This window comes from Campylobacter showae, assembly GCF_900699785.1.
In the GTDB taxonomy this organism is placed as follows: Bacteria; Campylobacterota; Campylobacteria; order Campylobacterales; family Campylobacteraceae; genus Campylobacter_A; species Campylobacter_A showae_D.
On record NZ_LR535679.1, the window covers coordinates 2,137,191 to 2,160,580 of the forward strand.

Below are 23,390 nucleotides of genomic sequence, written 5' to 3' on the forward strand. Positions count from 1 at the left end.
GCTAATTTTAAAATCAACTTTAAGGAGAAAATATGCAAATAAATTCGCAAGAAGTCACGCAGGCGCCGGGCAATAACACCGTCTTTCAAACTTGGTTGCTAAGCGGCGACGAAAACGCCTGTAAAAAGGGCTTTGAGAGGCTTTGCGCTTTGGTTGTAAATTTAAACAAAACGGCTAAAGTAAGGTTTGGCGCGGAGGCGAACGTAAACTGCGTAATCGGCATCGGGCGCGACGCGTGGCTAAAACTAGGACTCCCGCAACCGCTACCAAAAGAGCTTGTAAATTTTAAAGCGATAAAAGGCGACAAGCACGAAGCCGTAAGCACCGCGGGCGATATCCATGTGCATATTAGGGCGCTTGATGCGGCGGATTGCTTTGATATGGCGCAAAATATAAAGGCCGAGCTTTTTAAATTTGCCAAGCTCGCAGACGAAACTCAGGGTTTTAAATACCACGACGGCAGGGCGATCATCGGCTTTGTAGACGGTACGGAAAATCCAAACGGCGAGGATAGAGATTATTTTGCCAAAGTCGGTGACGAGGATGCGAAATTTAAGGGCGGAAGCTATGTGTTTGTACAAAAATATAAACACAAAATGAGAGAGTGGAATGCAGCTAGCGTGAGCGAGCAAGAAAAGGTTATCGGCCGCACTAAGGCAGACGATATCGAGATGAGCGAGGATGAAAAGCCTAGCAACTCGCACTCCGCCGCGGCAAACGTAGGAGATGATAAAAAAGTCGTTCGCGGAAATATGCCTTTTGTCGAGGGGAGCGTGACGGGGACGTACTTTATCGCGTATGCTAGCACGTTTTCGACGGTTGAAGCGATGCTAAATAAGATGTTTATCGGCGAGCCGCGCGGCAACTATGATAGATTGCTTGATTTTAGTACGGCGATGACCGGAGCGCTCTTTTTCGCGCCTACTTTTGATATGCTCTCAAGCTATAGCGCGGAGTAGGATTTTTGGCCCGCGAACCCTCCTAAATTTCGGGCGTTTTGCGGGCTACTGCTTTAAATTTTACTTTTAACAACCTTGCCTAATTCGCTTTTAAAATTTAAAACCGAGATTAGTATTTTTTCGTAAGTTTTTACCGCTAAATTTGCAAATTTTGCTTGCAAATTTACGGCATGAACCGCGCAAATATAAAATTATATTTTCATAAAATCATACTTTCATCATACTTTTCTTATATAATCCTTTTACATCTTAAATTTAAGGGAGCAAAATGAAAAAAATCCTACTATCAAGCTTGCTAGCCTGTTCGCTATTTGCGGCGGGCGAGGTGTATAGCCCGTCGGTAAAAGACGTTTACGCCGATGCGACGTCGCAAAAAAGCATAGGTAGGCTCTTGCCGACTAATGCCGTAAAAATACTAGCGAACGAGGGCGACCGCGTGAAAATCTCCGTTAAAGGCTACCAAAATCCCGCCGTTAGCAACGTCGTTTACTTTAGCGACTCCGAGCGCGTCATCGCCGTGGCGTTTGCCAAAACCGCGACGCCTGAGATCAAGGTTGTAAAAAAGGGCGCTAACGGCAAATGGGACGAGGTCGAGACTGTGGTCTATGCGCAAAAAGACGGCTTTACGAGCGATCTAGGCGGGCTTTTTGCTAAGGGCGGCGAGATTTACAAAGAGAGCTGCGGAGTGTGTCATTCGCTACATCAAACCACGCACTACAAGGCAAATCAGTGGCCTAACCTGCTAAAATCGATGATCGCGCGAACGGCAATCGACAAAGACGACGAGTGGCTGGTAATACAGTACTTGCAAAAGCACTCTGCCGACGTGAACGTGGCGAAAAAGTAAAAAGCGGTGCGTAAATTTGACGAGGATTTACGCCTGGTGCGCTCCCAAACGGACGAGATTTGCGGGAGCTAGATTTTTATAAAAGCCGTTTTTTTAAACGCCGAATTTGAAGGTTCGGCGGATGGTAAATTTAGCGCGTAAGACGAGATGCGCGCTAAATTTGAGCGGCAGCTTTGCGGGCTAGGTTGCGCGAACGAGGCTTTTAGCCGTCAAATTTGACTCGCTGGACTAGAAAGCGGTCAAATTTGAGCGTAAAAGCTTAAATTTGAGTCCGTGCAAAAGACCGGCTTTGCCAGTTTGTGAAGTAAATTTTAACAGGGTACCCTACGCAGTAGGGACTTTAGGTGGGTGCAGGGAGCGCTTGCGCTTCCGCTCGGAGGTCGGATTTTATTCGACCGAGAAATAAAAATAGGAGAGAAAAATGAACCTACAAAGACGAAATGTATTAAAAGGCGGAGCGGCTCTTGCGGCAGCTCCTTTGTTTTCTAGCGTAACGGCGTCAAATTTACTCGGCGCCGAGCTAAATACGGCAAACGTACGTAACGGCGAGGTGCTAACAGCTGCTCACTGGGGCATGCTAAAAGTTAGCGTCAAAGACGGCAAGATCGTAAAATCAGAGCCGTTTCAAAAAACGAGCGAAGTGTATAATCCGCTGCAGCACTACACCGCCGATATGGTCTATAAATCACGTATAAAATACCCAATGGTACGCAAAAGCTACCTAGAAAATCCGGATTCGCCAAAGCCTGAGCTAAGAGGTAAGGACGGCTGGGTACGCGTACGCTACGAAGACGCGATAAAACTAGTAGCTAGAGAGCTAAAAAAGACTAGAAAGCAAAAGGGGCTAGAGGGCGTGTTTGCGGGTAGCTACGGCTGGAAATCAAGCGGTAACGTGCATAACTCGAGAATTTTACTTCATAGATTTATGAACCTTAGCGGCGGATTCGTGGGGTCTCTGGGCGATTATTCTACGGGAGCTAGCCAGGTCATCATGCCTCACGTCGTGGGCAGCATCGAGGTATATGAGCAGCAGACCAGCTGGCCTGTGGTACTAGAAAACTCAAAAGTAGTCGTCATTTGGGGTGCAAACCCGGTGGCAACCCTTCGCATAGCGTGGACAAGCACCGACGAGCAGGGCTTTAAGTACTTTGAAGAGCTAAAAAAACGCAGCGACATAAAAGTCATAATAATCGACCCTATAAGAAGCGAAACGGCGCAGTACTTTGATAAGGCCGAGTGGATCGCTCCGGTGCCAAACACCGACACTGCGATGATGCTAGGCATGATGCACTACCTATACGAGAGCGGCAAATACGATAAAAACTTCATCGAAACCTATACGAGTGGCTTTGATAAATTCCTGCCGTATCTGCTCGGTAAAACCGACGGCACGCCTAAAAATTTGGAGTGGGCAAGCAAAATTTGCGGCCTAAAAGCAAGCCTCATAAAAGAGCTTGCGGACACTTTCTGCGCTAACCGCACGATGATAATGAGCGGTTGGGGTATGCAGCGCGCGCATCACGGCGAGCAGCCGCACTGGGCGATGGTAACTTTGGCGGCTATGCTAGGACAGATCGGGCTTCCGGGCGGAGGTTTTGGCCTTAGCTACCACTACTCAAACGGCGGCGCTCCGACTTGCAAAGGCGCAGTCATCGGCGGCGTAAATAGCGCAAGCGTGGGTAAATTTAACGACGAGGGCGAGTTTATCGGTACCGATAGCGGAGAATTTGACGCAAACGGCCGCTTCGTTGCTAAGGCTGCAGCGGTTGCGGGTACGGGTCAAAGCTGGCTGCAAAAGGCGACAAACTATGCATTCCCCGTCGCTCGTATCGCGGACGCTCTGCTAAATCCTGGCAAAGTGATCGATCACGACGGCAAGAAAATAACGTATCCGGATATCGACTTTATCTACTGGGTCGGCGGCAATCCTTTTGCTCATCATCAAGAGACCAACCGCCTGCTAGAAGCGTGGCGCAAACCTCGCACGGTAGTCGTAAACGAAGCTTACTGGACTCCGACGGCTAAGATGGCTGATATTGTATTCCCGACTACTACGGCGTACGAGCGCAACGACGTCACGATGACGGGCGACTACTCGAATATGAACATAGTGCCGATGAAGCAAGTCGTGGAAAAATACGGCGAAGCGCGTGACGATTATCAAATTTTCGTCGATCTTTGCAAGGCATACGCTAAAAATTTAGTCGTAGCCTACACCGACAACGGCAAGGACGAATTTGACTGGATTAAGGAGTACTACGGCGCGGCGTACGAGCAGGTTAAAGCCATACCTGATTTTGAAACCGATATGAAGCCATTTGAGGAGTTTTGGAATGAAAATAAGCCGGTAACTTTTGCCTCGACGCCTGAGAGCGATATGTGGGTGAGATTTGGCGAGTTTAGAGAGGATCCGGTGCTAAATCCTCTAGGAACGCCAAGCGGCCTAATCGAAATTTACTCTGAAACCATCGAGAAAATGGGCTATGACGACTGCAAAGCGCATCCGATGTGGTTTGAGCCGATCGAGTGGCTAGGCATGAAAGATAAACCTGCCGAGCTACACATGCTAAGCCCGCATCCGACCGATCGCCTCCACTCGCAGCTAAACCAAACCTCTCTGCGCGTAAACTACGCGATCGCAAACCGCGAGCCGATCTGGATACACCCTAAAGACGCCGCGAAAAAAGGTATCAAAACGGGCGATTTGGTTAGGGTATTTAACGCGCGCGGCGAAGTGCTAGCGGGCGCATACGTGACGCAAGATATCAAAGAGGGCGTCGTGAAGCTTGCTGAGGGCGTATGGTACGACGGATTTGACGCGGGTCTTTGCAAAAACGGCTCGCCAAACGTCCTAACCATAGATATCCCGACTAGCAAGCTAGGAAACGGTAACATCAGCCACACTGCGCTTGTAAATATCGAGAAATTTACGGGCAAGGCGCCTGAGCTAACGGCGTTTAGCGATCCGAAATTCGCTTAAATTTAAGCCGCGAACTAAAATCTGCAGCTTAAATTTGATAAAACCTCGCCGGGTTAAATTTGACTCGGCGAGGCGTTTAAAATTTAACCGTTAAATTTGACTCGTAACTATATAAATTTGGATTAAATTTATACCGTTTCTTTATACAAATTTACCCCTTTTTACCCCGTTTTTGCCGCTTTAAACGGGATTTTTATATTTTCATTCGCAGACTTGTATAAATTTGGATCAAATTTTGCTTTTAAAGCTAAGTTTATGCTAAATTTCAATTTTATTTAACTTTGAAAGTAGTAGAATAATTTTTTAATTTTAAGAAAAAATATAAGGAGAGAAAATGCGTTCTATCACGAATAAGATCGCGTTGATGCTCATCGTCGCGCTGATTGTTTCGTTTGCCGCTATTTCGGCGGTTAGTTATTATACGGCCGAGAACAAGGTCGTTCAGCTCGTTAGCCAAAATCAGGCTCAAATTTTAAAAGACGTCGACGCGGTCATGGATTCGTTTTTTCACGACTACATGGAGGTTGCGAACAAAATCGCCCAGGCAGTAGCAAAGACGGATAATGATGGCGATGCCTACATGGCGCAGACTAAATTTCAAAAAGACAATGCAAACTCTTTGGTTTCGTTTGTATTTTACGGCCGCGAAGACGATGGATATTTTTTTCAATCGGACGGCACTAGACTAACTCCGGAAAAAGACAACTACGACCCTCGTAAACGCGGCTGGTATATGGAAGCAAAAGCCGCAAACAAGCCCATCTATACTGAGCCTTATAAAGCCGCTACGTATAACGCGCTGGTTATAAGTTTTGCCGCACCGGTCGTAAAGGACGGCAAATTTGTAGGCGCGATCGGTTTTGATATCCAGATCGACGCTCTAAGTAAAAAAATCCTTGATATGGGCAAGACCGAATACGGTTACGTTTACGTGATGAATAAAGACGGTCTAATACTAATGCATAGCGATCCCTCAAATGTAGGGAAAACCGTCCCCGCGAGTAAATATTTAGCGGAAGAATACGCAGCAAAAAGATTTGACGAAAACGGCCTGATCCCATACGTCAACTACAAAGGCGAAAATGTAACAGCCAAGCTTATACCTATCAACGAACAAGGCTGGCTAGTAGTTGCCGCTATCGGCGCGGATACCTTTTCTAGCAACACCTTGCCGCTCTTAAAAGCTCAGCTTGTGCTAGCTACGGTGTTTATCATCGCGCTTTCGCTATTTGTTTACGTACTGCTTAAAAAATCTCTAAGCCCGATAAAAACTATCCAAGAAAAGCTTGACGACACGTTTAAATTTATCACTTACGAGACGCAAAAAGCTCCCGATAAACTAAAAGTTACTACAAAAGACGAATTTGGACTAATGAGCTACGCCATAAACGAAAACATCGACAAAGTCATTGACGGTATCAAAAAAGATAGCGCGATGATCGACGAGCTAAACGGCGTAGCAAACAAGATGATCAGAGGAAATCTCGGCGCCAAGATCGCCCAGACGCCTAACAACCCTGCGCTAGTCGAGCTAAAAGAGCTGTTAAACCGCTTCTTTGCCTCTATCTCGTCAAATTTAAAAGATATCGCCGCGGTGCTAAACGCATACAATAAAAACGACTATACATCCCGCGTGGATATAAAAGACGACATCGAAAGCGACCTGCGCGATATGATGCTGGGACTGCAAAGCGCAGGCGATGCGGTGTGCAACATGCTAAGAGAAAATCTAAGCGAAGCTCAAAGTCTCGAAGAGAAAGCAAAAATACTCGCTGACTCCATGAGGGAGCTAACGCAAGGCGCAAGCAAACAAGCAAGCGCGATCGACGAGAGTGCGGCCGCGATCGAGCAGATGAGCAGCTCAATGAATGCCATCAGTCAAAAAACAGGCGACGTCATGAGACAAAGCGAAGAGATCAAAAACATCATCGTGATCATCCGAGATATCGCCGATCAGACGAATTTGCTAGCTCTAAACGCAGCTATCGAGGCGGCTCGCGCGGGCGAGCACGGTAGGGGCTTCGCCGTCGTTGCCGATGAGGTTAGAAAGCTAGCCGAACGCACTCAAAAATCGCTCGGCGAAATCGAGGCTAACGCAAACGTACTGGCTCAAAGCATCAACGAGATGAGCGAGAGCATCAGAGAGCAAAGCGAAGGCATCAATATGATAAATCAAAGTGTGAGCCAGATTGACGATATCACGAAGCAAAATATCGGCATCGTTAATACCACAAACGAGATCACATCACAGATCGACGACATGGCTAAAAATATCGTCGCAGACGTGAGAAAAAATAAATTTTAATTTTTTAATATCAAATTTGGGAGCTTTGGCTCCTAAATTTGAATTTTATTACTAATTTAACCGCAATAAAATAAAAAAATCAAAACCTTAAATTATTATTTAATATTTAATTTACTATTCCGAGATTAGTAACATTTAATACAAAAAGTTATAAAATCGCGTATTAAACTTTTAATAAAGGGAAAGTAAATGCGCTCAATCGCAAATAAAATATCGTTGATGCTCATCTTGGCGCTTTTTATATCGTTTTCGGCGATATCTTTAGCTAGTTACAATACGGCTCATAATAAAACCGTAGACCTAGTGATTCAAACTCAAAAGCAAATTTTAAAAGACGTTAAAGTCATGTTGACTAACTTTTTTGAGAGCAATCAATACGCCATAGAAAAGATGGCCGAGAGTCTAGCTAAAATAGGCGAAAAAAGCGACGGCGAAAGAAACGCGGACGGTATAAATTTCGCTTTATCTCAGGCAAAAGCCGTATCCGGAAAAGAGATCGCTCTCATTTATGCCGGATATGAGGACGGGGCTATGTTTAGATCAAACGGCCAAAATAAAGCAGGATACGATCCGAGGGTGAGAGGCTGGTACAAACAAGCTAAAGCCGAAGGCAGGCCGACGTATACCGATCCATATATGGCCGCTTCGTTAAATGCGATGGTTATAACATTTGCCGCACCTATCAAAAACGTCGGAGTGACCGGTATAGACGCGTCTATCGAGGCGCTAAGCGATAATATATCTCAAATCAGCAAAACCGCATATAGCTACGCTTTCGTCGTCGATCAAAATAGCAATGTTATCATACACCCAAACAAAGATCTAGTCGGCAAGCCTAACGACATAGTTAAAAGCATAATCAAACAATATCAAGAAAAGAAATTTGACGAAAATGGACTGATAGCATATAAAAATAGCAAGGGTGAGGACGTTTACGCCTATATGCTTGAGCTAAACGATAAAGGCTGGTTCGCGGTAACGGCGATGGATCAAAATATCTTTAGCACGCACACCTTGCCTATCTTAAAGATTCAGCTTATCTTGGCCGCTATATTTATATTCGTCTTATCTGCGATCGTGCATTTCTTGCTCAAAAGATCGCTTAGCCCGATCAATACGATCACTAGCGCTTTGATCAGCTTCTTTAAATTTTTAAATTTCGAGACAAAAGAGCCCGTCGTTTCAAAAGTAAACACAAAAGACGAATTCGGCGTAATGAGCAAGCTGATAAACGACAATATAGCTAAAATTTGCGACAACGCTAGCCAAGACGCCAGAGCGGTATCTCAGTCCGTAGAGGCCGCAAAGCAGATAGAAAACGGAAATTTAAGAGCTAGGATAACCGACAACCCGGCCAACCCGAAACTAGTCGAGCTAAAAGACGTTTTAAATAAAATGCTAGATGTTTTGGAGCACAAAGTCGGTAGCGATCTAAACGTGATCCAAAAAGCTTTTAACGATTTTAGAAAATCTGATTTCACGTCAAGGATCGCAGACGCCAAAGGCGACGTCGAGCTCGTTACGAACGAACTTGGCGAAGAGATAGCCGGTATGCTCGCGTTTAACCTAGAAAAAGCTCAAATTTTAGAAGAAAAAGTCCATATGCTAGACGAATCCATGAAGCAAGTAGCTCAGGGCGCTAGCACGCAGTCAAATTCTCTCCAAGAAAGCGCCGCAGCCGTAGAGCAGATGAGTAGCTCGATGAACGCTATTAGTCAAAAAACCGTCGACGTCATTAGGCAAAGCGATGAGATCAAGCATATCATCGTGATCATCCGCGACATCGCCGATCAGACGAATTTACTAGCACTTAATGCAGCCATCGAGGCGGCGCGCGCAGGCGAGCACGGACGCGGCTTTGCCGTCGTGGCCGACGAGGTTAGAAAGCTAGCCGAACGCACGCAAAAGAGTCTCGGCGAAATCGAAGCCAACACAAACGTCCTGGCTCAAGGGATCAACGAGATGAGCGAAAACATCAAAGAGCAAAGCGAAGCTATAAATATGATAAATCAAAGCATTGCCCAGGTCGATGAGCTCACTAAACAAAACGTTAATATAGCCAACGCCACGAGCAGGGTAACTAGCGAAGTGGACAACATGGCAAAAGCTATCGTAGAAGACGTTAGGAAAAAGAAATTTTAATCCATCAAAACGGCAAGTTTGGATAAATTTGGCTTGCCGTTTTGATTTGACTCCTTTTATTTTGACTGCAAGGCGCTAGTAAATTTAACCGCTTTGCAGCTTTCTCTTATTTTTTATTTTAAATTTTGTTTCCTTTTGAGTTAAATTTGCCGTAAAATTTGACTATAATTTTGCAAAGGATAAATCATGCAAGAGTGGGCTTTATGGGCGTTAGCTTCGGCGGTTTTTGCCGCGCTTACGGCGATTTTCGCCAAAGTCGGGCTTGAGGGTATAGACTCAAATTTCGCGACTTTTATCAGGACGCTCGTTATCGCAGCAGCTTTGGTTTTGTTTCTCACATATGCTAAAAAGTGGCAGCCGCTTGGCGAGCTAAGCGCGCGAAACTGGCTATTTTTGACGCTTAGCGGACTGGCTACCGGCGCGTCGTGGTTGGCGTATTTTAAAGCGCTTCAGATGGGTTCTGCGTCGCAGGTAGCGCCCATAGATAAGCTTAGCGTCGTTTTGGTCGTCATTTTTGCTGTTATATTTTTAGGCGAGCGCCCGAGCTTTAGAGAGTGGATCGGTATCGCGCTGATTGCTAGCGGCGCATTTACGCTAGTTTTTGCGGATAAATAGTATCAAGTAATGGGAGTTAAATTTGGAGAAATTTAAAGAAAAAATCAAAAACTCATATTTATACGTAGTTTTTATAAAAAGGGGATTTTACTACGGTAACGGCTCTGCCTTAAGAAGTATCTTTTCGGCATTTTTGATGGCTATGGTCGGTTTGTGTCTTACTTTGATCGTATTTACTATCAAGGATATGATTTTTTATAGCGATTTTAAACCGCTAAACGAACTAACGAAAAACGTAGGGACGGTGGAGTCTGCAAACTACGGTCTAAAAGGCGACGGAAAGCTAAAACTGAGGCTGGATGACGGCTCAGCGGTGTCATACTACATAGATAGCAGAGATGACGAGTCGTATAGACCGCTCATAAAAAAGAGGGCGGTTATATATAGCAAGGTAGTGCCGCTAGGAAATAGAATTTTGCAGCTAGAAGACGATGCGGGTAAGGTTTACGTCAAATATAGCTACGAAGATGAACTGCAAACGCCACAGAGACGCATGGATTCAATCTACGCATGCTTAAAAATAGCCGCCTTTTTTCTATTTATAGTATGGTTTTTAAATCGTAGGGATCTCACGCAAGCCAAGGGCAAAAATAATAAATTTTAGCGGTTTGCGCCGGCTTAAGAGATGTTTTTGGCTGATGTTTTTTGAGCGGGGTTTTGGATGATAAATTTTACTATCCAGCAAGACGGCGCAAAAAGCCAAAGCGGCGCGGTTTTGAGCCAAATTTGCATTTTTGTTTGCGGTTTAAATTTATTTTTAACTTTTTTGCGGATAGATTTTCGCCTCAAATTTACCGGCGACTTTGTATTTAAATTTGAGTTTTGAAACGGGCTGAGTTTATTTGCTTGCTAGATTTAGACTTTAGTAAATTTGCTCGGTTTAGTCGGCAAATTTACCTCGCGTTTTGCCGACTAAAAACGGTGCCGTACTTCGTGTAGTCAGGTTTGAGCTTAACTAAAATTAAGCCGTCAAATTTGTGCTTGTTTGGACGAATTGCACTGTTAAATTTTAAAGACGCTAAGCTTTGTCTTTAAATTTCGCTTCATGCTCCAAAAGCCAAATTTTAGTCGCTAGCCCTTCGCCGCCGCTGTATCCGCCAAGGCCGTTTGAGGCGACGACTCTGTGGCAGGGCACGATGACGGGGATTTTGTTTTTTGCGTTTGCCGAGCCTGCCGCGCGAAACGCCTTCGGCCGCCCCGTCATCGCTGCCAGCTGGGCGTACGTCACGCGCTGCCCGTAAGCGATCTTTTGCAGATTTTCGTAAACGCACCTTTGAAATGCCGTGCCGCCGATATTTAGCCGCGTTTTAAAGGTTTTAAGTTCGCCTTTAAAATACCTTTCAAGCTCGCTTAAACAGAGCTTTAAATTTGCATCCGTTACGTCCGTACGGACAAAATCTCGCACGAAATTTAGCTCGCAAACTCCGCTCTCGTCGCCGCAAATCTCCAAAACGCCGATAGGCGAGTCAAAATACGCTTTTTGCATCGTAATTCCTTAAAATCAAGTGCTTAAATTTAGCCAAATTTCGCTTTGTTTTGCTAAAATTACGTAAATTTTAATAAGGATAAACGATGGACTTTTTCACGCAGTACGAAAAGCACGTAAAAGAGCGCGAGGCCCTAGGCGTGCCGCCGCTACCGCTAAACGAGGAGCAGACCAGAAAAGTTTGCGAGCTTTTAAAGCTTGAAAGTGTGCACGAGAGGGAGTATCTAGGCTTACTTTCAGGACGCGTGCCACCGATGGAGCCGGGCAGCGAGGGCGAAGCGATTATCGCCGCAAGGTTAGATGAAAATCAAAAGAGGATAAAGCGGCTCGTAAATTTACTCGCAAATCGCGTAAATCCGGGCGTAGACGACGCGGCGAAGGTAAAGGCGGAGTTTTTAAACGAGATTATAAATCACGGGCTTGAGATAAGCGGCCTTGATAAAATCGCCGCCGTAAATTTGCTGCGGCCGATGCTTGGCGGATACAGCGTCATAGTGCTGCTTGAAAGCCTAAAAAACGCCGACGAGGCCGTAGCTCAGGCCGCCTGTAACGTGCTAAAAGAGACGATTTTCGTGCATGATTATTTTAACGACGTAGCGCAGCTTGCTAAAAGCAATAAATTTGGGCTAGAGGTCTTGCGCTCGTGGGCGGAAGCGGAGTGGTTTAGGGCGCGCGAGAGCCTGCCGCGACGCATTAGAGCGGTCATATTTAAGGTCGCCGGCGAAACCAACACCGACGATCTAAGTCCCGCTAGCGAGGCATACACGCGCTCAGACATCCCGCTGCATGCAAACGCGATGCTAGTTAAGCGTCAGCCGGGCAGCCTAGAAGCGATCCGCGAGCTTAAAAAAAGCGGGCTAGAAGTCGTCTACGCAGGCGACGTCGTGGGTACGGGCAGTAGCCGAAAAAGCGGCATAAACTCCATCCAGTGGCACCTCGGGCGCGAGATAGAGGGCGTGCCGAACAAAAAAACGGGCGGCATCGTGATAGGCACGGCGATCGCGCCGATATTTTTCAACACCGCCGAGGATAGCGGCGCACTGCCGATAGTAGCCGACGTAAGCGCGCTAGAAACGGGCGACGTCGTGGATATCTACCCGTATGCGGGCGAGATGTTGCGCGTCGGGCGGGTAAATTTGAGCGCCGAGGGTAAATTTGACGCGGTTCAAATTTACGGTGACAAAAACGGCGGCAAATTCGAGTACGAGGCGGACGAGGCAAATTTGGACACAGCTGCCAAGCCCGAAGGCGAGCCGGTCGCTCGTTTTACGCTTGCGCCAAACACCATATTTGACGAGATCAGAGTGGGCGGGCGTATACCGCTCATCATCGGCCGCTCGCTTTGCGCTAAGGCCAGAGCGGCGCTAAATTTAGGCGCGGAGGATATATTCGCAAGGCCCGCGCAGCCGCAAACGGACGAGAGCGAGGGATACACGCTAGCTCAAAAGATCGTGGGCAAGGCCTGCGGCGTGCAGGGTATCAGAGCCGGGCAATACTGCGAACCGGCGACTCTCACTGTAGGCTCGCAGGACACCACCGGACCGATGACGCGCGACGAGATCAAAGAGCTGGCTAGTCTTGGATTTTCAGCTGATTTCGTGTTACAGAGCTTTTGTCACACGGCGGCGTATCCAAAGCCTAGCGACCTCGAGACGCAAAGGACGCTGCCTAAATTTATGAGTTCGCGCGGCGGAGTGAGCCTAAGGCCGGGCGACGGCGTCATACACTCGTGGCTAAATCGCATGGTACTGCCAGATACCGTGGGCACGGGCGGCGACAGCCATACGCGGTTTCCTATTGGCGTGAGCTTTCCTGCGGGTAGCGGACTGGTAGCGTTTGCGGCGGTGTCTGGGGCTATGCCGCTAAATATGCCAGAGTCCGTGCTCGTGCGATTTAGCGGGCGGCTACAAAAGGGCGTGACGCTGCGCGATCTAGTAAATGCGATCCCCTACTACGCGATCAAGCGCGGGCTGCTCACCGTCGAAAAGAAGGGCAAGAAAAACGTATTTGCGGGTAAAATTTTAGAGATTGAAGGGCTGGAGGAGCTAAAAGTCGAGCAGGCCTTTGAGCTAAGCGACGCTTCTGCCGAGCGCTCTGCAGCGGCCTGCGCGGTAAATTTGAGTATCGAGAGCGTCGCCGAATACGTCCGCTCAAACGTCGCTCTCATCGAGGCCATGATAGAGGCGGGCTACGAAAGTAGGGCTAGCCTAGAGCGCCGTGCGGCGAAAATGCGCGAGTGGCTAGCGGCGCCTAGCTTGCTGCGAGCCGATAAAAACGCGCGCTACGCCGAGGTGATTGAGATAAATTTGGATGAGATAACAGAACCCATCCTAGCCTGCCCGAACGACCCCGACGACGTCGCGACTCTGAGCGAAGTGCTAGCCGATAGCTCGCGCCCGCATAAGATCGACGAGGTGTTTGTGGGTAGTTGTATGACCAATATCGGCCACTACCGCGCGCTAGGCGAGGCTCTGCGGGGGCTTGGGACGCTGCCCACTCGCCTTTGGATCGCGCCGCCAACAAAGATGGATCAGGTACTGCTAGAAAAGGAGGGCTACTACGATATCTTCCGCGCGGTGGGTGCTCGCACGGAGGTGCCTGGATGCTCGCTTTGCATGGGCAATCAAGCCCGCGTGAACGACGGCGCGACCGTGTTTTCAACCTCAACGAGAAATTTTGATAACCGAATGGGCATGGGCGCGCGCGTGTATCTAGGCAGCGCCGAGCTAGCGGCCGTTTGCGCCGTGCTAGGCAGGCTACCTAGCATCTCTGAATACATGAGCATAGTGCCCCAAAAGCTTGCGGGCAAAGAGGCACAGATCTATCGGTATCTAAATTTTAATGAGATAGAAAATTTTAAAATTTAGCAAATTTGGTTGCTCGGGTAAAATTTGCGGATAAAGCTAGGCTGTTTTTACGGCTGGCTTTTTCGCAAATTTTATCTAGCCAAACGTGCATCCTTAAAATCGTCAAATTTAATGAGTCCACCTAAGCGTAAAGGTAGTTTCTTTGCCGGATTCGCTCTCGCAGGCTACGGATATAGCGTTGTTTTCGCAGGCTCTTTTAACTAAATTTAGCCCTATGCCAAAGCCGCCTTGGTCTTCGTTAAACCGCGTGTATCGCTCGAAAATTTTATCTTGCTGCTCTTTGCTTAACCCCTCGCCGCTATTTGAGATTTTTAGCTCGCCGTCTTGCAAACTAACCGCGACGTAGCCGCCTTGGTTTGCGTATTTTACGGCGTTGCTTAGTAGGTTATCTACCGCGCGTTTTAGCTCATAGCCGTTTGCATTTATGAGAGCGTCTTTTAAATTTAGCCTTAAATCAAGCCCCCGTTTAGCAAAAAACGGAGCAAAAAATTCGAGTCGCTCATTTAAAATGTCTCTCAAATTTAGCTCCTCTTTTGGTGCGGAGCGTGAGGCGCCAAAGGATAAATACGTTAGGTCCTCATAGGTACGGCTTAGCGTTTTGGCGGCGATTTGGATGTTGTTTAGGCGCTTTAAATTTCTCTGGCTTAGGCTACTTTTATCTGCCGTTTCGATGCTCATAAGTATGACGCTAAGGGGCGCGTTTAACTCGTGAGTAGAGTCTTTGATAAAGCGATTTAGCGCGGCGATCTTGGCGTGAAGCGGCGCTAGCGCGGTCTTTGCTAGATAAAAGGCGATTATCATGATGACGCCTAAAACGATAAGCAAATTTAGCGCCGTACGCAGTCGAAGCAAATTTAGCTCGCTCGTGACATTTTTACCGCTTAGCGCGATCTTTGCCGTGGCTAGCTCGTCCGCGCCGCCTTCGTCCATATTTTGCAAAGCCTCAAATATCGTCACCTTGCCGTCTGATACGACCGTGCTACTCTGGGCGTCGTCAAATTTAGCGCAGCCCGCCTCGCCGTATAAAATTTGACCGCTTTTAGCTACGATGCAGGCTTTGACGTCTTTTTCGGCGGTAAAGCTTTTTACTGCGCCAAGCCCGTCCATACGCGCTTTCATATAGATACCCATCTTGATCTCTTTTAGATTTTTTACCTCGTTTGAGATGAGGGCTTCCTTTTTCATCTTATAGTCGTTCGTAAAAAAATATCCCAAAAATAGGGCGCTAGTGATGAGATAAAGCGAGAGGATTTTAGCTATAACGGCGGAGCGCTCAGACATAGATATATCCGTCGCCGCGCCTATTTATGATCGCGTCCTTGCCTAAAATGCGGCGTAAGTTTTTGACGTAAACTCGCAGGCTCAGCTCGCTGGGCTCTTCGCCGTAGTTCCAAATTTTCTCAAATATCGTCTCTTTGCTCAGCAGCGCGTTTTTATTTTCCAAAAATAGCGCCAAAAGCTCGCTTTCTTTGTTTGAGAGGTTTACGATTTGTCCGTTTTGCCGGAGCGTTTTGGAGCTTGGATAAAATTTATATCCGTCGTTAAGCTCGATAAATTCGTCATTTACGTGAGAAAATTTGCGCTTGATTAAAATTTGAATACGAAGCAAAAGCTCTTTTAGCTCGTACGGCTTTTTTAGGTAGTCGTCGCAGCCACTTTTGTAGCCGATTTCTAGGTCTTGCAGCGCGTTTAGCGAAGTGGTAAAGATCGCAGGCGTGTCGTCGCCAAGCCGCCTAAGTTCGCGCAAAAGGGAGAAACCGTCGCCTTTAGGTAGCTTGACGTCGAGGATGAGGATATCAAAATTTCGCTCGTAGGCGGTATCTAGAGCTGCTTTAGCATCGGCGCGAACGGTCACGTCGTAGCCTTGTTCGCTCAGATACTCGCTGATGAGTTCGCTTAGCGTCTCATCGTCCTCTACGAGCAAAATTTGCGTCATTACATCTTATCCTTTTTCATGTCTTTCATATTGTCTTTCTTTTTACCCATATCGTCTTTCATCTCTTTCATGTCGCCCTTCATTTCATCCTTTTTTATCATCATATCGTCTTTTTTCTCCATCATGGCGTCCTTCTTTTCCATCATGGTATCTTTTTTCTCCATCATATCGCCTTTCATCTCGGCGGCAAAGATAGAACCTGTAACGAACAACGCGCTAAGCGCAACTAAAGCTAACTTTTTCATAGCATCTCCTTTAAGAAAATTTATGATGGAAGTTTAGCCAAGAAACGTGAAACGAGCGTGAATTTATGCCATCAGGCTAAAAACGTACGATAAAAGCGGCAGGCTAATAAAGCTAAACGCCACTCCCACGGCTACGGCAGCTACTGCTAGCTGGCTATCAAGCTCTGCTTTCATGATCATCGCGCTTGCTAGCACCATCGGCGGCATGGCGCACTGTAATATGCCTATCATCCAAATTTGACCGAAATTTACGCCCAAAACTATCGTGACTAATATAAAAATAAAAGGCGCTAGCAGCATCTTGCCCGCGATTACCACGGCCGTTGATTTGTAACAGCTCTTGATGCTCCTAAATCCAAGTCCGATGCCTATCGCAAAAAGAGCTACCGGAACGACGCTTTGCGCAAAAAGCGTAAGCGCGTCAAATAGCACCTTTGGAAGCGGAAAGCCGCGAAGCAAAAAGCCCAAAATAAGCGCGACGAAAGGGGGAAATTTGATCACTTTCATAACGTTTTGCACGAGCGAAACCTTCGCCGGAGCGCCGAAAGCCAGGATAAAAGGCCCAAAAATGCTAATCGGGATCGAGGTGGCTAACTGATCGTAAAAGATAACTTCGTTCATCGCGTCCTCGCCGAAAAAGCCCTTGATGATAGGCATACCCATAAATACGGTATTTCCAAACATCCCTAGCAGCACGGCGCTCACAGTCGTGGCTTTGTTAAATTTTAAAAATCTGCACGCCAAAAATATCGCCGCAGCACCCAGCATTGAACAAGCAAAACCCGTGGCGATGACGTTGATAAGCGTGGTGTCGATGTTTACGTGGTAAATTTTATCGAAAATCAGCGCCGGAAGCGCGAAGCAAAGCGCGTAGTTTATGAAAACGGAGGCGTTTTTTTGTTCGAAGACTTTAAATTTTTTCGCCCCGTAGCCCGAAGCGATAATGATAAAAATGGATAATAATTGCGTGAACATTTGCGTAATCCGAGTTATAAATTTTAAAAACGCGATTATACGGCGGCTAGCATTAAAGAAAAATAAAATTTAGTTGAATTACTTAACATCGCCTTAACGCATTTTTGTATATAATCGCGCATTTTAAATTAAATAAAGCGAGAAAAATGAAGAAATTTATCAAATTTATCGTTATCGTAGCTATTTTGGCGGGTGCGGGCTATTATTTTTACGATAAGAATAACGTCCCGCAAGTCGATCAGTTTATCGCCTCAAAAGCCGTTCGCGGCGAGCTAGTAAAAAGTATCGAAAGTAACGGCGAGATCTATGCTACCGAGCTAATCGACGTAGGCGCACAGGTAGGCGGTCAGATCAAAAAGCTCTACGTAAAGCTCGGCGACGTCGTAAAAGCCGGCGACATGATAGCAGAAATCGACTCCGCGACCCAGCAAAATAACGTAGATACCAAAAAAGCGCAGCTTGGGATTTACGAAGCGAAGTTAAATTCGGCCAAAGTCGCGCTTGAGATTTCAAAGACCAAATTTAAGCGCGAGCAAGAGCTTTTTGCTAAAAACGCAACCTCAAAAGAGGAGTTTGAAAACGCCAAAAATACCTTAGCCGCAAACGAAGCCTCGCTAAAAGAGATTGAGGCGCAAATCGTGCAGGCTAAAATCTCTCTAAACACCGCTCAGATAGATCTTGGCTACACTAAAATCACCGCTCCAAAAGGCGGCGTCGTGGTCTCCGTGCAGGTCGAGGAGGGTCAAACCGTAAACTCAAATCAAACTACGCCCACTATCGTAAATATCGCAGATCTAAGCAAAGTGCAGCTAAAAATGGAGATCGCCGAGGGCGACATCACGAAGATAAAGGTAGGCTCAAGGGTCGAGTACTCGATACTATCCGAGCCGAATCGTAAATTTCACGCGCGTATTAGCTCGATAGATCCGGGGCTAACCACGCTAAGCAACGGCAAATACACCACGACCACAAGCTCCGGCTCGACCGCCTCAAGCTCGAGCAGTTCGGCGATCTACTACTACGCCAAAGCTATCGTGGATAATGCCGATGGCACGCTAAGGATCGGTATGACCACGCAAAATACCGTCATCCTAGATAGCGCTAAAGACGCCGTCATAGTGCCCTCGATAGCCGTCAAAAACGAAGACGGCAAAAGCGTAGTCTACGTGCTAAAAAAGGATAAAGACGGGCTAGATACGGCCGAGCGAAGAGAGGTGCAAACGGGACTAACCGACAGCCTAAAAACTCAAATTTTAAGCGGAGTAGAGGAAGGCGAGGAGGTCGTGACGAAGCGAAACTCGGCGGCTGAAATTAGCGAAATGCTCGAACAAGAAAAAAGAAGAATGGGCTTTTAAGGTAGCGTCTTGAAAAATTTGATAGAACTTAAAAATTTAAGCAAGAAATTTAAGCTCGGCGATAATACCTTTGACGCGCTAAAAGACGTAAATTTGAGCATAAAAAAGGGCGAGTTTATCGCTATCATCGGACAAAGCGGATCGGGTAAATCCACGCTCATGAACATCCTTGGCTGCCTGGATAATCCAAGCGGCGGGCAGTACCTGCTAGAAGAGCGCGACATATCTAAATTTGAAGGCGACGAGCTGGCGCGTTTGCGTAGGGAAAAATTTGGCTTTATCTTTCAGCGCTATAACCTGCTATCTACGCTAACCACGCTGCAAAACGTAGCTTTGCCTAGCGTATATGCGGGCATTTCTAAAAAAGATCGCGATAAAAAAGCGAGCGAGCTTTTAGAAGGGCTCGGTCTTGGCGAAAAGCTGCAAAATCTGCCAAATAAACTTAGCGGTGGGCAGCAGCAGCGAGTCTCGATCGCTAGAGCGCTCATAAACGGCGGCGAGATCATCCTAGCAGACGAGCCTACGGGCGCGCTAGATAGCAAAAGCGGCCTCATGGTGATGGAAATTTTAACGAATTTACACAAGCAAGGCCACACTATCATCATCGTCACGCACGACCCAAATATCGCCGCATACGCAAACCGCATCATCGAGATAAAAGACGGTAAAATTTTGAGCGATACGGTAAAAAGCGAGGAAATTTTCGCCTCCGAAAAACCGTCGCCGAAGCAAAAAAATATCTTTAGCTTTTATAAAGATCAGTTTATCGAGAGCTTTAAAATGTCGATAAACGCGATACTTAGCCACAAACTTCGCTCGGCGCTAACGATGCTTGGCATCATCATCGGCATCACATCGGTCATCTGCGTCGTAGCGCTAGGTCAGGGCTCGCAGGAGCAGATACTCTCCGATATCCGCGGTATCGGTACAAACACGATCGATATCCTAAACGGCAAGGGTTTTGGCGATATGCGCTCGGAACGGGTGAGAAATTTGACCGTTAGCGACGCGGCAATGCTATCTAAGCAAGACTATCTAGATAGCGTGACGCCAAACGCCTCCGCTAGCGGCACGCTCACCTACGGCAACAAATCAGCCTCGGCTACGATTAGGGGCGGCAGCGAGGAGAGCCTAAACGTCATGGGCTACAAGGTAGAGGCCGGGCGGGTATTTACCGCCCAAGAGGTCGCAGAGTCGGCGTCCGTGATCGTGATAGATCAGCCAACTAGGGAGCAGTTTTTCGCAAACGAAGATCCGCTGGGCAAGACCGTGCTTTTTAACAAACGCCCATTTAGGATCATCGGCGTAGTGGCCAAAAACGACAATATGTTTGCCGACTCTAGCACTCTGCGCACGTTTTCTACATACACCGCGGCTATAAACAAACTAACGGGCGATAGGCACCTATCATCTATCACGGTTAAGGTTAAAGATAACGTAAACGCGCAAATCGCCGAGCAGAGTTTAACGGAAATTTTAACCGCCAAGCACGGCAAAAAGGACTTTTTTACTAGAAACTCCGACACGATCAAAAAAACGATCGAGGAGACTACTAGAACCATGACGCTGCTGATCTCTTGTATCGCCTTTATCTCGCTGCTAGTGGGCGGTATCGGCGTGATGAACATCATGCTAGTCTCCGTAACCGAGCGCACTAAGGAAATCGGCATCAGGATGGCGATCGGCGCGCGTCAGGGAAATATCCTCGAGCAGTTTTTGATCGAGGCGGTACTACTGTGTCTTATCGGCGGATTAATCGGCGTCGGGACGGCATTTGGTATCGGCTATCTAGCGGAAAATTTCGCGCCCGGCGTAAAGATGATATTTTCGCAGACTTCTATCGTGGTAGCGCTTGCGGTTTCTAGCGCGATAGGCGTGATATTTGGCTATATGCCGGCTCGCAGCGCCTCAAAACTAAATCCGATCGACGCTCTAACAAGGGAATAAAATGAAAAAAACCTCCATAATCCTAGCCGCCTTTTTGCTTGGCGGCTGCGCGGTAACGCAGATAAACGAAAACTATGAGCAAATTTTGCTAAAAGAGGACGCAAGCGCCGATATAAAGATTAACCGCGAGTGGTGGACGGGCTACGGCCAAGCGCGCCTAAACGAGCTAATCAGCCTCGCGTTAAAAAATAATATAGATCTGGCAAAATCAGCCATAGCCGTAAATAAAGCCCTAGCTCAAGCAGGCGTTTTACAGGCTGATCTCGTGCCTAGCTTTAACGCAAATTTGGGCGTGGAAACTGGTAAAAATATAAAAACGGGCGGCAGCTGGAGTGAAAGCTACAAAAGCGGCGTATCGCTAAGCTACGAGATTGATCTGTGGCGCAAGCTCGCAAACTCCGCAGATGCCGCCATGTGGGAAGCAAACGCGACCAAATACGACCTAGAGGCCGCCAGACTCGCGCTCATTAACTCCGTCGCGGATGCGTATTTTGAAGCGAAATATCAAAAAGAGAGCATAAATCTATACGAAAAGACGCTAAAAAACTACGAGGAGCTTGAAGCCATCATAAAGGCCAAATTTGAGCTCGGCAAAGAAGAGGAGCTAAGCCTAAAACAGGTAAAAAGCTCGGTGATCTCGGCTAAAAATAGAATTTTAAACGCGAGCAAGAGCCTTGACGCGGCGGAAAAAACGCTAAGAAATCTGCTAAACGTTAAGCCCGAGTTTGAGTTAAATTTGAGCGGAAATTTGAGCGATGTCTCGCCGCAGGGCGTAAATTTAAACGTGCCGCTTTACGTTATCGGCGCGCGTCCTGATTTGCAGGCTGCTATCTCGCGCATCAAAGAGGCGCTTTTGGGGGTTAAAGTTAGCGAAAAGAACTTCTACCCAAGCATCACGGTAGGCGTAGGACTTAGCGGTAGCGGAGATAGCGCGAGCGAGGGTCTGAAGCTAAATTTCTTAAGCGGAAATATCGCGATAAATTTACCGTTTTTAAACTACTCTAAGCTTAAATCAAAGTTAAAAATCTCCGAGCTAGAGTTTGAGACGATGAAGCTAAACTACGCGCAGACGCTAACGACCGCGCTAAACGAGATCGACGCCGGCTATAAAAATCTGCAAAAAGACGAGGCGGTTTTGCGAAATTTAAACGAAAATTTGCGAAATCTAAGCTCTATCAGCGACATATATAAGCTCAAATACGACTACGGCAAAACCGAGTTAAAAAACTATCTGGAGGCCCAAAATTCGCTGCTTGAAGGTAGGATCAGCCTGCTAGCTCAAAAATATAAAATTTTTGCAAGACGAAATCGGTATCTATAAAGCGGCAGCTGGAAAAGCGGAGTAATTTGACTATGTCGCGCGCATGATTTGCGGTTTTTTTGAGGCGCGTTAAATTTGCAGCGAATTTGACGGCTAGTTAAAATTTGGCTAGCCGCAAATGACCTTGCAAATTTACTCCCGCCGTTTGCCTAGAAAACAAAACAGCCCCGCTAGTATCGCAAAAAGCGCAAGCATAGATCCAGCGACGATTGTCGTGCCGTTTTGAAAGCCGCCTAAAAACATCCCGTTCGTATTCATCCCGAAAAATCCCGTGATAAAATTAGCGGTAAAAATAGCGCCGAAAGCAGCGTGAGGATGTAGATGTTTCGGTTGATTTTGTCGTTTTTTAGGCTCTGTATATGCGCGGTAGATATCGTCTATCCTGGCGGCGTTTTCACAGGCTGCGTTTTTTAGCACGCCGGCTTCGTAGACGTAGTTTTTGAGCTGTTTTTTAAGCCCCGGTCTTTCGTTTTGACAGATCGCTAGAGCCTCGTAAAAGTGCGAAATTTTATTTTGAAATTTGCGTATTTCGTATTTTAATACCGCGTGCTTTTTGATAAATTTAGTAAAATCCCTCTTGCCCGCGTAGATTTTCTCGTAGCTTTCAAGCTGGGCGGAGTGGCTCGGCGATCTTGGCGCGAAACTCGCTCGTTATCTTTTTTACTACGCGGATAAACTCCTCAGTGCCGCTTTCGCTGCCGTCCTGGGCGTAAATTTTGTCATCTTTAAAGATAAATTTATAGTTTTGTTCGCTGCCGTCCGTCACGAGGTAGACGTACTCGCACTCCTCGTCGTAAAAGTTACCCCGAGATATCGCGCTCGCTCATGGTTTTGCCTTATATGCTCGGCGCATCTTTACCGGTTTTGGCGTAGAAATTTCGCCTAAATTTTTTTCAAATTCGCCGGCCATTATCGCTTCTCTCATCTGCCGCATCAAAATTTAGATAATAATGCAAGTTGTGTAGGCTTGCCAAGCGGAAAAACGTCAGCTCGCCCGCGCGGTATAGGTGGCTAAGATAGGCGCGGAGTAGTTTTGGCACGCGTAGCAGTCGCACTCTGGATCTATCGGAGCGCGGTCTGTGGCAAATTTTGCAGACTTGATATTTATCTTACCAAAGCTCGTAAATAGCGTGCCGTTGCGAGCGTTTCGCGTCGGCATCACGCAGTCAAACATATCCACGCCGCGAGCTACGTTTTCTACGAGGTCTCTGGGGTGCCTACGCCCATGAGATATCGCGGACGCGCCGCGTCGATGTATGCATCACGCCTGCACGGTGTCGTACATCTCCTGGTTGCTTTCGCCTACGCTAAGCCCCCCGATAGCAAGCCCGTCAAAGGCATCTCACACAGAGCTTCGGCGCAAAATTTACGCGCCGCCTCGTCCGTGCCGCCTTGGATTATGCCAAATAT

18 protein-coding genes and 3 pseudogenes are annotated in these 23,390 nt (G+C 47.1%); 13 read left to right on the top strand and 8 right to left on the bottom strand.

Translation table 11 applies throughout. From position 1 onward, the window contains the following. Window positions 1-32 precede the first annotated feature (32 nt). The 9 genes and pseudogenes from E4V70_RS10515 to E4V70_RS10545 all read left to right on the top strand — a co-directional run bounded on the left by E4V70_RS10515 (window position 33) and on the right by E4V70_RS10545 (window position 10,452). Window positions 33-959 carry a Dyp-type peroxidase gene (locus tag E4V70_RS10515; RefSeq protein WP_122862871.1) on the top strand — a complete coding sequence of 309 codons (927 nt, stop codon included), beginning with the start codon at window positions 33-35 and terminating at the stop codon, window positions 957-959. Window positions 960-1,227: 268 nt separating this feature from the next. Beyond that, window positions 1,228-1,806 carry a cytochrome C gene (locus E4V70_RS10520; RefSeq protein ID WP_122862872.1) on the top strand — a complete coding sequence of 193 codons (579 nt, stop codon included), beginning with the start codon at window positions 1,228-1,230 and terminating at the stop codon, window positions 1,804-1,806. Window positions 1,807-2,227: 421 nt separating this feature from the next. Then, complete coding sequence (locus E4V70_RS10525; RefSeq protein WP_122862873.1) at window positions 2,228-4,786, top strand: molybdopterin-dependent oxidoreductase; 2,559 nt, start codon at window positions 2,228-2,230, stop codon at window positions 4,784-4,786. Window positions 4,787-5,279: 493 nt separating this feature from the next. After that, window positions 5,280-5,861: pseudogene (locus E4V70_RS11250) on the top strand (cache domain-containing protein); the annotation flags it as partial. 63 nt (window positions 5,862-5,924) lie between these two features. Continuing rightward, on the top strand, window positions 5,925-7,091 hold the full coding sequence (locus E4V70_RS11255) for a methyl-accepting chemotaxis protein (protein WP_414973870.1): 1,167 nt from the start codon (window positions 5,925-5,927) through the stop codon (window positions 7,089-7,091). Between the two features lie 219 nt (window positions 7,092-7,310). Beyond that, window positions 7,311-8,054: pseudogene (locus tag E4V70_RS11260) on the top strand (cache domain-containing protein); the annotation flags it as partial. A gap of 654 nt (window positions 8,055-8,708) precedes the next feature. Further along, on the top strand, window positions 8,709-9,233 hold the full coding sequence (locus E4V70_RS11265; RefSeq protein ID WP_390886754.1) for a methyl-accepting chemotaxis protein: 525 nt from the start codon (window positions 8,709-8,711) through the stop codon (window positions 9,231-9,233). 186 nt (window positions 9,234-9,419) lie between these two features. Next, the gene (locus E4V70_RS10540; protein WP_122862876.1) at window positions 9,420-9,848 is read left to right on the top strand and encodes an EamA family transporter; all 429 of its coding nucleotides are present in this window, start codon (window positions 9,420-9,422) and stop codon (window positions 9,846-9,848) included. Between the two features lie 22 nt (window positions 9,849-9,870). Continuing rightward, window positions 9,871-10,452, top strand: coding sequence for a hypothetical protein (locus E4V70_RS10545; protein ID WP_122862877.1), 582 nt, complete (start codon window positions 9,871-9,873; stop codon window positions 10,450-10,452). A 414-nt stretch (window positions 10,453-10,866) separates the two neighbouring features. Here the strand turns inward: E4V70_RS10545 and E4V70_RS10550 are convergent, their stop codons facing one another. Then, window positions 10,867-11,334 carry a methylated-DNA--[protein]-cysteine S-methyltransferase gene (locus E4V70_RS10550; RefSeq protein ID WP_122862878.1) on the bottom strand — a complete coding sequence of 156 codons (468 nt, stop codon included), beginning with the start codon at window positions 11,332-11,334 and terminating at the stop codon, window positions 10,867-10,869. Window positions 11,335-11,420: 86 nt separating this feature from the next. On the opposite strand from E4V70_RS10550, the gene E4V70_RS10555 reads away from it, so the two are divergent. Continuing rightward, on the top strand, window positions 11,421-14,201 hold the full coding sequence (locus E4V70_RS10555) for a bifunctional aconitate hydratase 2/2-methylisocitrate dehydratase (RefSeq protein WP_122862879.1): 2,781 nt from the start codon (window positions 11,421-11,423) through the stop codon (window positions 14,199-14,201). A gap of 108 nt (window positions 14,202-14,309) precedes the next feature. Here E4V70_RS10555 and E4V70_RS10560 read toward each other — a convergent pair whose 3' ends face one another. The 4 genes from E4V70_RS10560 to E4V70_RS10575 form a co-directional block, all read right to left on the bottom strand. Then, a complete protein-coding gene (locus E4V70_RS10560; protein WP_122862880.1) occupies window positions 14,310-15,482 on the bottom strand; it encodes a sensor histidine kinase in 1,173 nt (390 codons plus the stop codon). Then, entirely contained in the window at window positions 15,475-16,137 is a 663-nt protein-coding gene (locus tag E4V70_RS10565) for a response regulator transcription factor (protein WP_122862881.1), read from the bottom strand. Before E4V70_RS10565 ends, E4V70_RS10560 begins: the two co-directional genes overlap by 8 nt. Next, window positions 16,137-16,382, bottom strand: coding sequence for a hypothetical protein (locus E4V70_RS10570; protein ID WP_122862882.1), 246 nt, complete (start codon window positions 16,380-16,382; stop codon window positions 16,137-16,139). The genes E4V70_RS10565 and E4V70_RS10570 overlap by 1 nt, the downstream gene beginning before the upstream one ends. A 63-nt stretch (window positions 16,383-16,445) precedes the next feature. Then, a complete protein-coding gene (locus tag E4V70_RS10575; protein ID WP_122862883.1) occupies window positions 16,446-17,357 on the bottom strand; it encodes an AEC family transporter in 912 nt (303 codons plus the stop codon). 146 nt (window positions 17,358-17,503) lie between these two features. Here E4V70_RS10575 and E4V70_RS10580 point away from each other — a divergent pair, with 146 nt between their 5' ends. From E4V70_RS10580 to E4V70_RS10590, 3 genes are read left to right on the top strand one after another with little or no spacing between them, the layout of a single operon-like run. Beyond that, window positions 17,504-18,712, top strand: coding sequence for an efflux RND transporter periplasmic adaptor subunit (locus E4V70_RS10580; protein ID WP_122863155.1), 1,209 nt, complete (start codon window positions 17,504-17,506; stop codon window positions 18,710-18,712). 18 nt (window positions 18,713-18,730) lie between these two features. Continuing rightward, window positions 18,731-20,659 (top strand): MacB family efflux pump subunit, encoded by a 1,929-nt coding sequence (locus tag E4V70_RS10585; RefSeq protein ID WP_122863156.1) that lies wholly within the window; start codon window positions 18,731-18,733, stop codon window positions 20,657-20,659. A 1-nt stretch (window position 20,660) separates the two neighbouring features. After that, a complete protein-coding gene (locus E4V70_RS10590; RefSeq protein ID WP_232037866.1) occupies window positions 20,661-21,980 on the top strand; it encodes a TolC family protein in 1,320 nt (439 codons plus the stop codon). Between the two features lie 132 nt (window positions 21,981-22,112). On the opposite strand, the gene E4V70_RS11030 is transcribed toward E4V70_RS10590, so the two are convergent. The 3 genes and pseudogenes from E4V70_RS11030 to E4V70_RS10600 form a co-directional block, all read right to left on the bottom strand. Next, entirely contained in the window at window positions 22,113-22,397 is a 285-nt protein-coding gene (locus E4V70_RS11030; RefSeq protein WP_232037867.1) for a hypothetical protein, read from the bottom strand. 187 nt (window positions 22,398-22,584) lie between these two features. Then, entirely contained in the window at window positions 22,585-22,746 is a 162-nt protein-coding gene (locus E4V70_RS11035) for a hypothetical protein (protein ID WP_232037868.1), read from the bottom strand. 70 nt (window positions 22,747-22,816) lie between these two features. Beyond that, a pseudogene (locus E4V70_RS10600) lies at window positions 22,817-23,390 on the bottom strand (tRNA-guanine transglycosylase); the annotation flags it as partial.

What these genes read in the sequence shown, in the direction of transcription:
- E4V70_RS10580 (WP_122863155.1), top strand. Translation starts at nt 17,504, where the DNA reads ATGAAGAAATTTATCAAATTTATCGTTATCGTAGCTATTTTGGCGGGT.
- E4V70_RS10560 (WP_122862880.1), bottom strand. Translation starts at nt 15,482, where the DNA reads ATGTCTGAGCGCTCCGCCGTTATAGCTAAAATCCTCTCGCTTTATCTC.
- E4V70_RS10540 (WP_122862876.1), top strand. Translation starts at nt 9,420, where the DNA reads ATGCAAGAGTGGGCTTTATGGGCGTTAGCTTCGGCGGTTTTTGCCGCG.
- E4V70_RS10525 (WP_122862873.1), top strand. Translation starts at nt 2,228, where the DNA reads ATGAACCTACAAAGACGAAATGTATTAAAAGGCGGAGCGGCTCTTGCG.
- E4V70_RS10565 (WP_122862881.1), bottom strand. Translation starts at nt 16,137, where the DNA reads ATGACGCAAATTTTGCTCGTAGAGGACGATGAGACGCTAAGCGAACTC.
- E4V70_RS10570 (WP_122862882.1), bottom strand. Translation starts at nt 16,382, where the DNA reads ATGAAAAAGTTAGCTTTAGTTGCGCTTAGCGCGTTGTTCGTTACAGGT.
- E4V70_RS11265 (WP_390886754.1), top strand. Translation starts at nt 8,709, where the DNA reads ATGAAGCAAGTAGCTCAGGGCGCTAGCACGCAGTCAAATTCTCTCCAA.
- E4V70_RS10515 (WP_122862871.1), top strand. Translation starts at nt 33, where the DNA reads ATGCAAATAAATTCGCAAGAAGTCACGCAGGCGCCGGGCAATAACACC.
- E4V70_RS10520 (WP_122862872.1), top strand. Translation starts at nt 1,228, where the DNA reads ATGAAAAAAATCCTACTATCAAGCTTGCTAGCCTGTTCGCTATTTGCG.
- E4V70_RS10555 (WP_122862879.1), top strand. Translation starts at nt 11,421, where the DNA reads ATGGACTTTTTCACGCAGTACGAAAAGCACGTAAAAGAGCGCGAGGCC.
- E4V70_RS10550 (WP_122862878.1), bottom strand. Translation starts at nt 11,334, where the DNA reads ATGCAAAAAGCGTATTTTGACTCGCCTATCGGCGTTTTGGAGATTTGC.
- E4V70_RS10590 (WP_232037866.1), top strand. Translation starts at nt 20,661, where the DNA reads ATGAAAAAAACCTCCATAATCCTAGCCGCCTTTTTGCTTGGCGGCTGC.
- E4V70_RS10575 (WP_122862883.1), bottom strand. Translation starts at nt 17,357, where the DNA reads ATGTTCACGCAATTATTATCCATTTTTATCATTATCGCTTCGGGCTAC.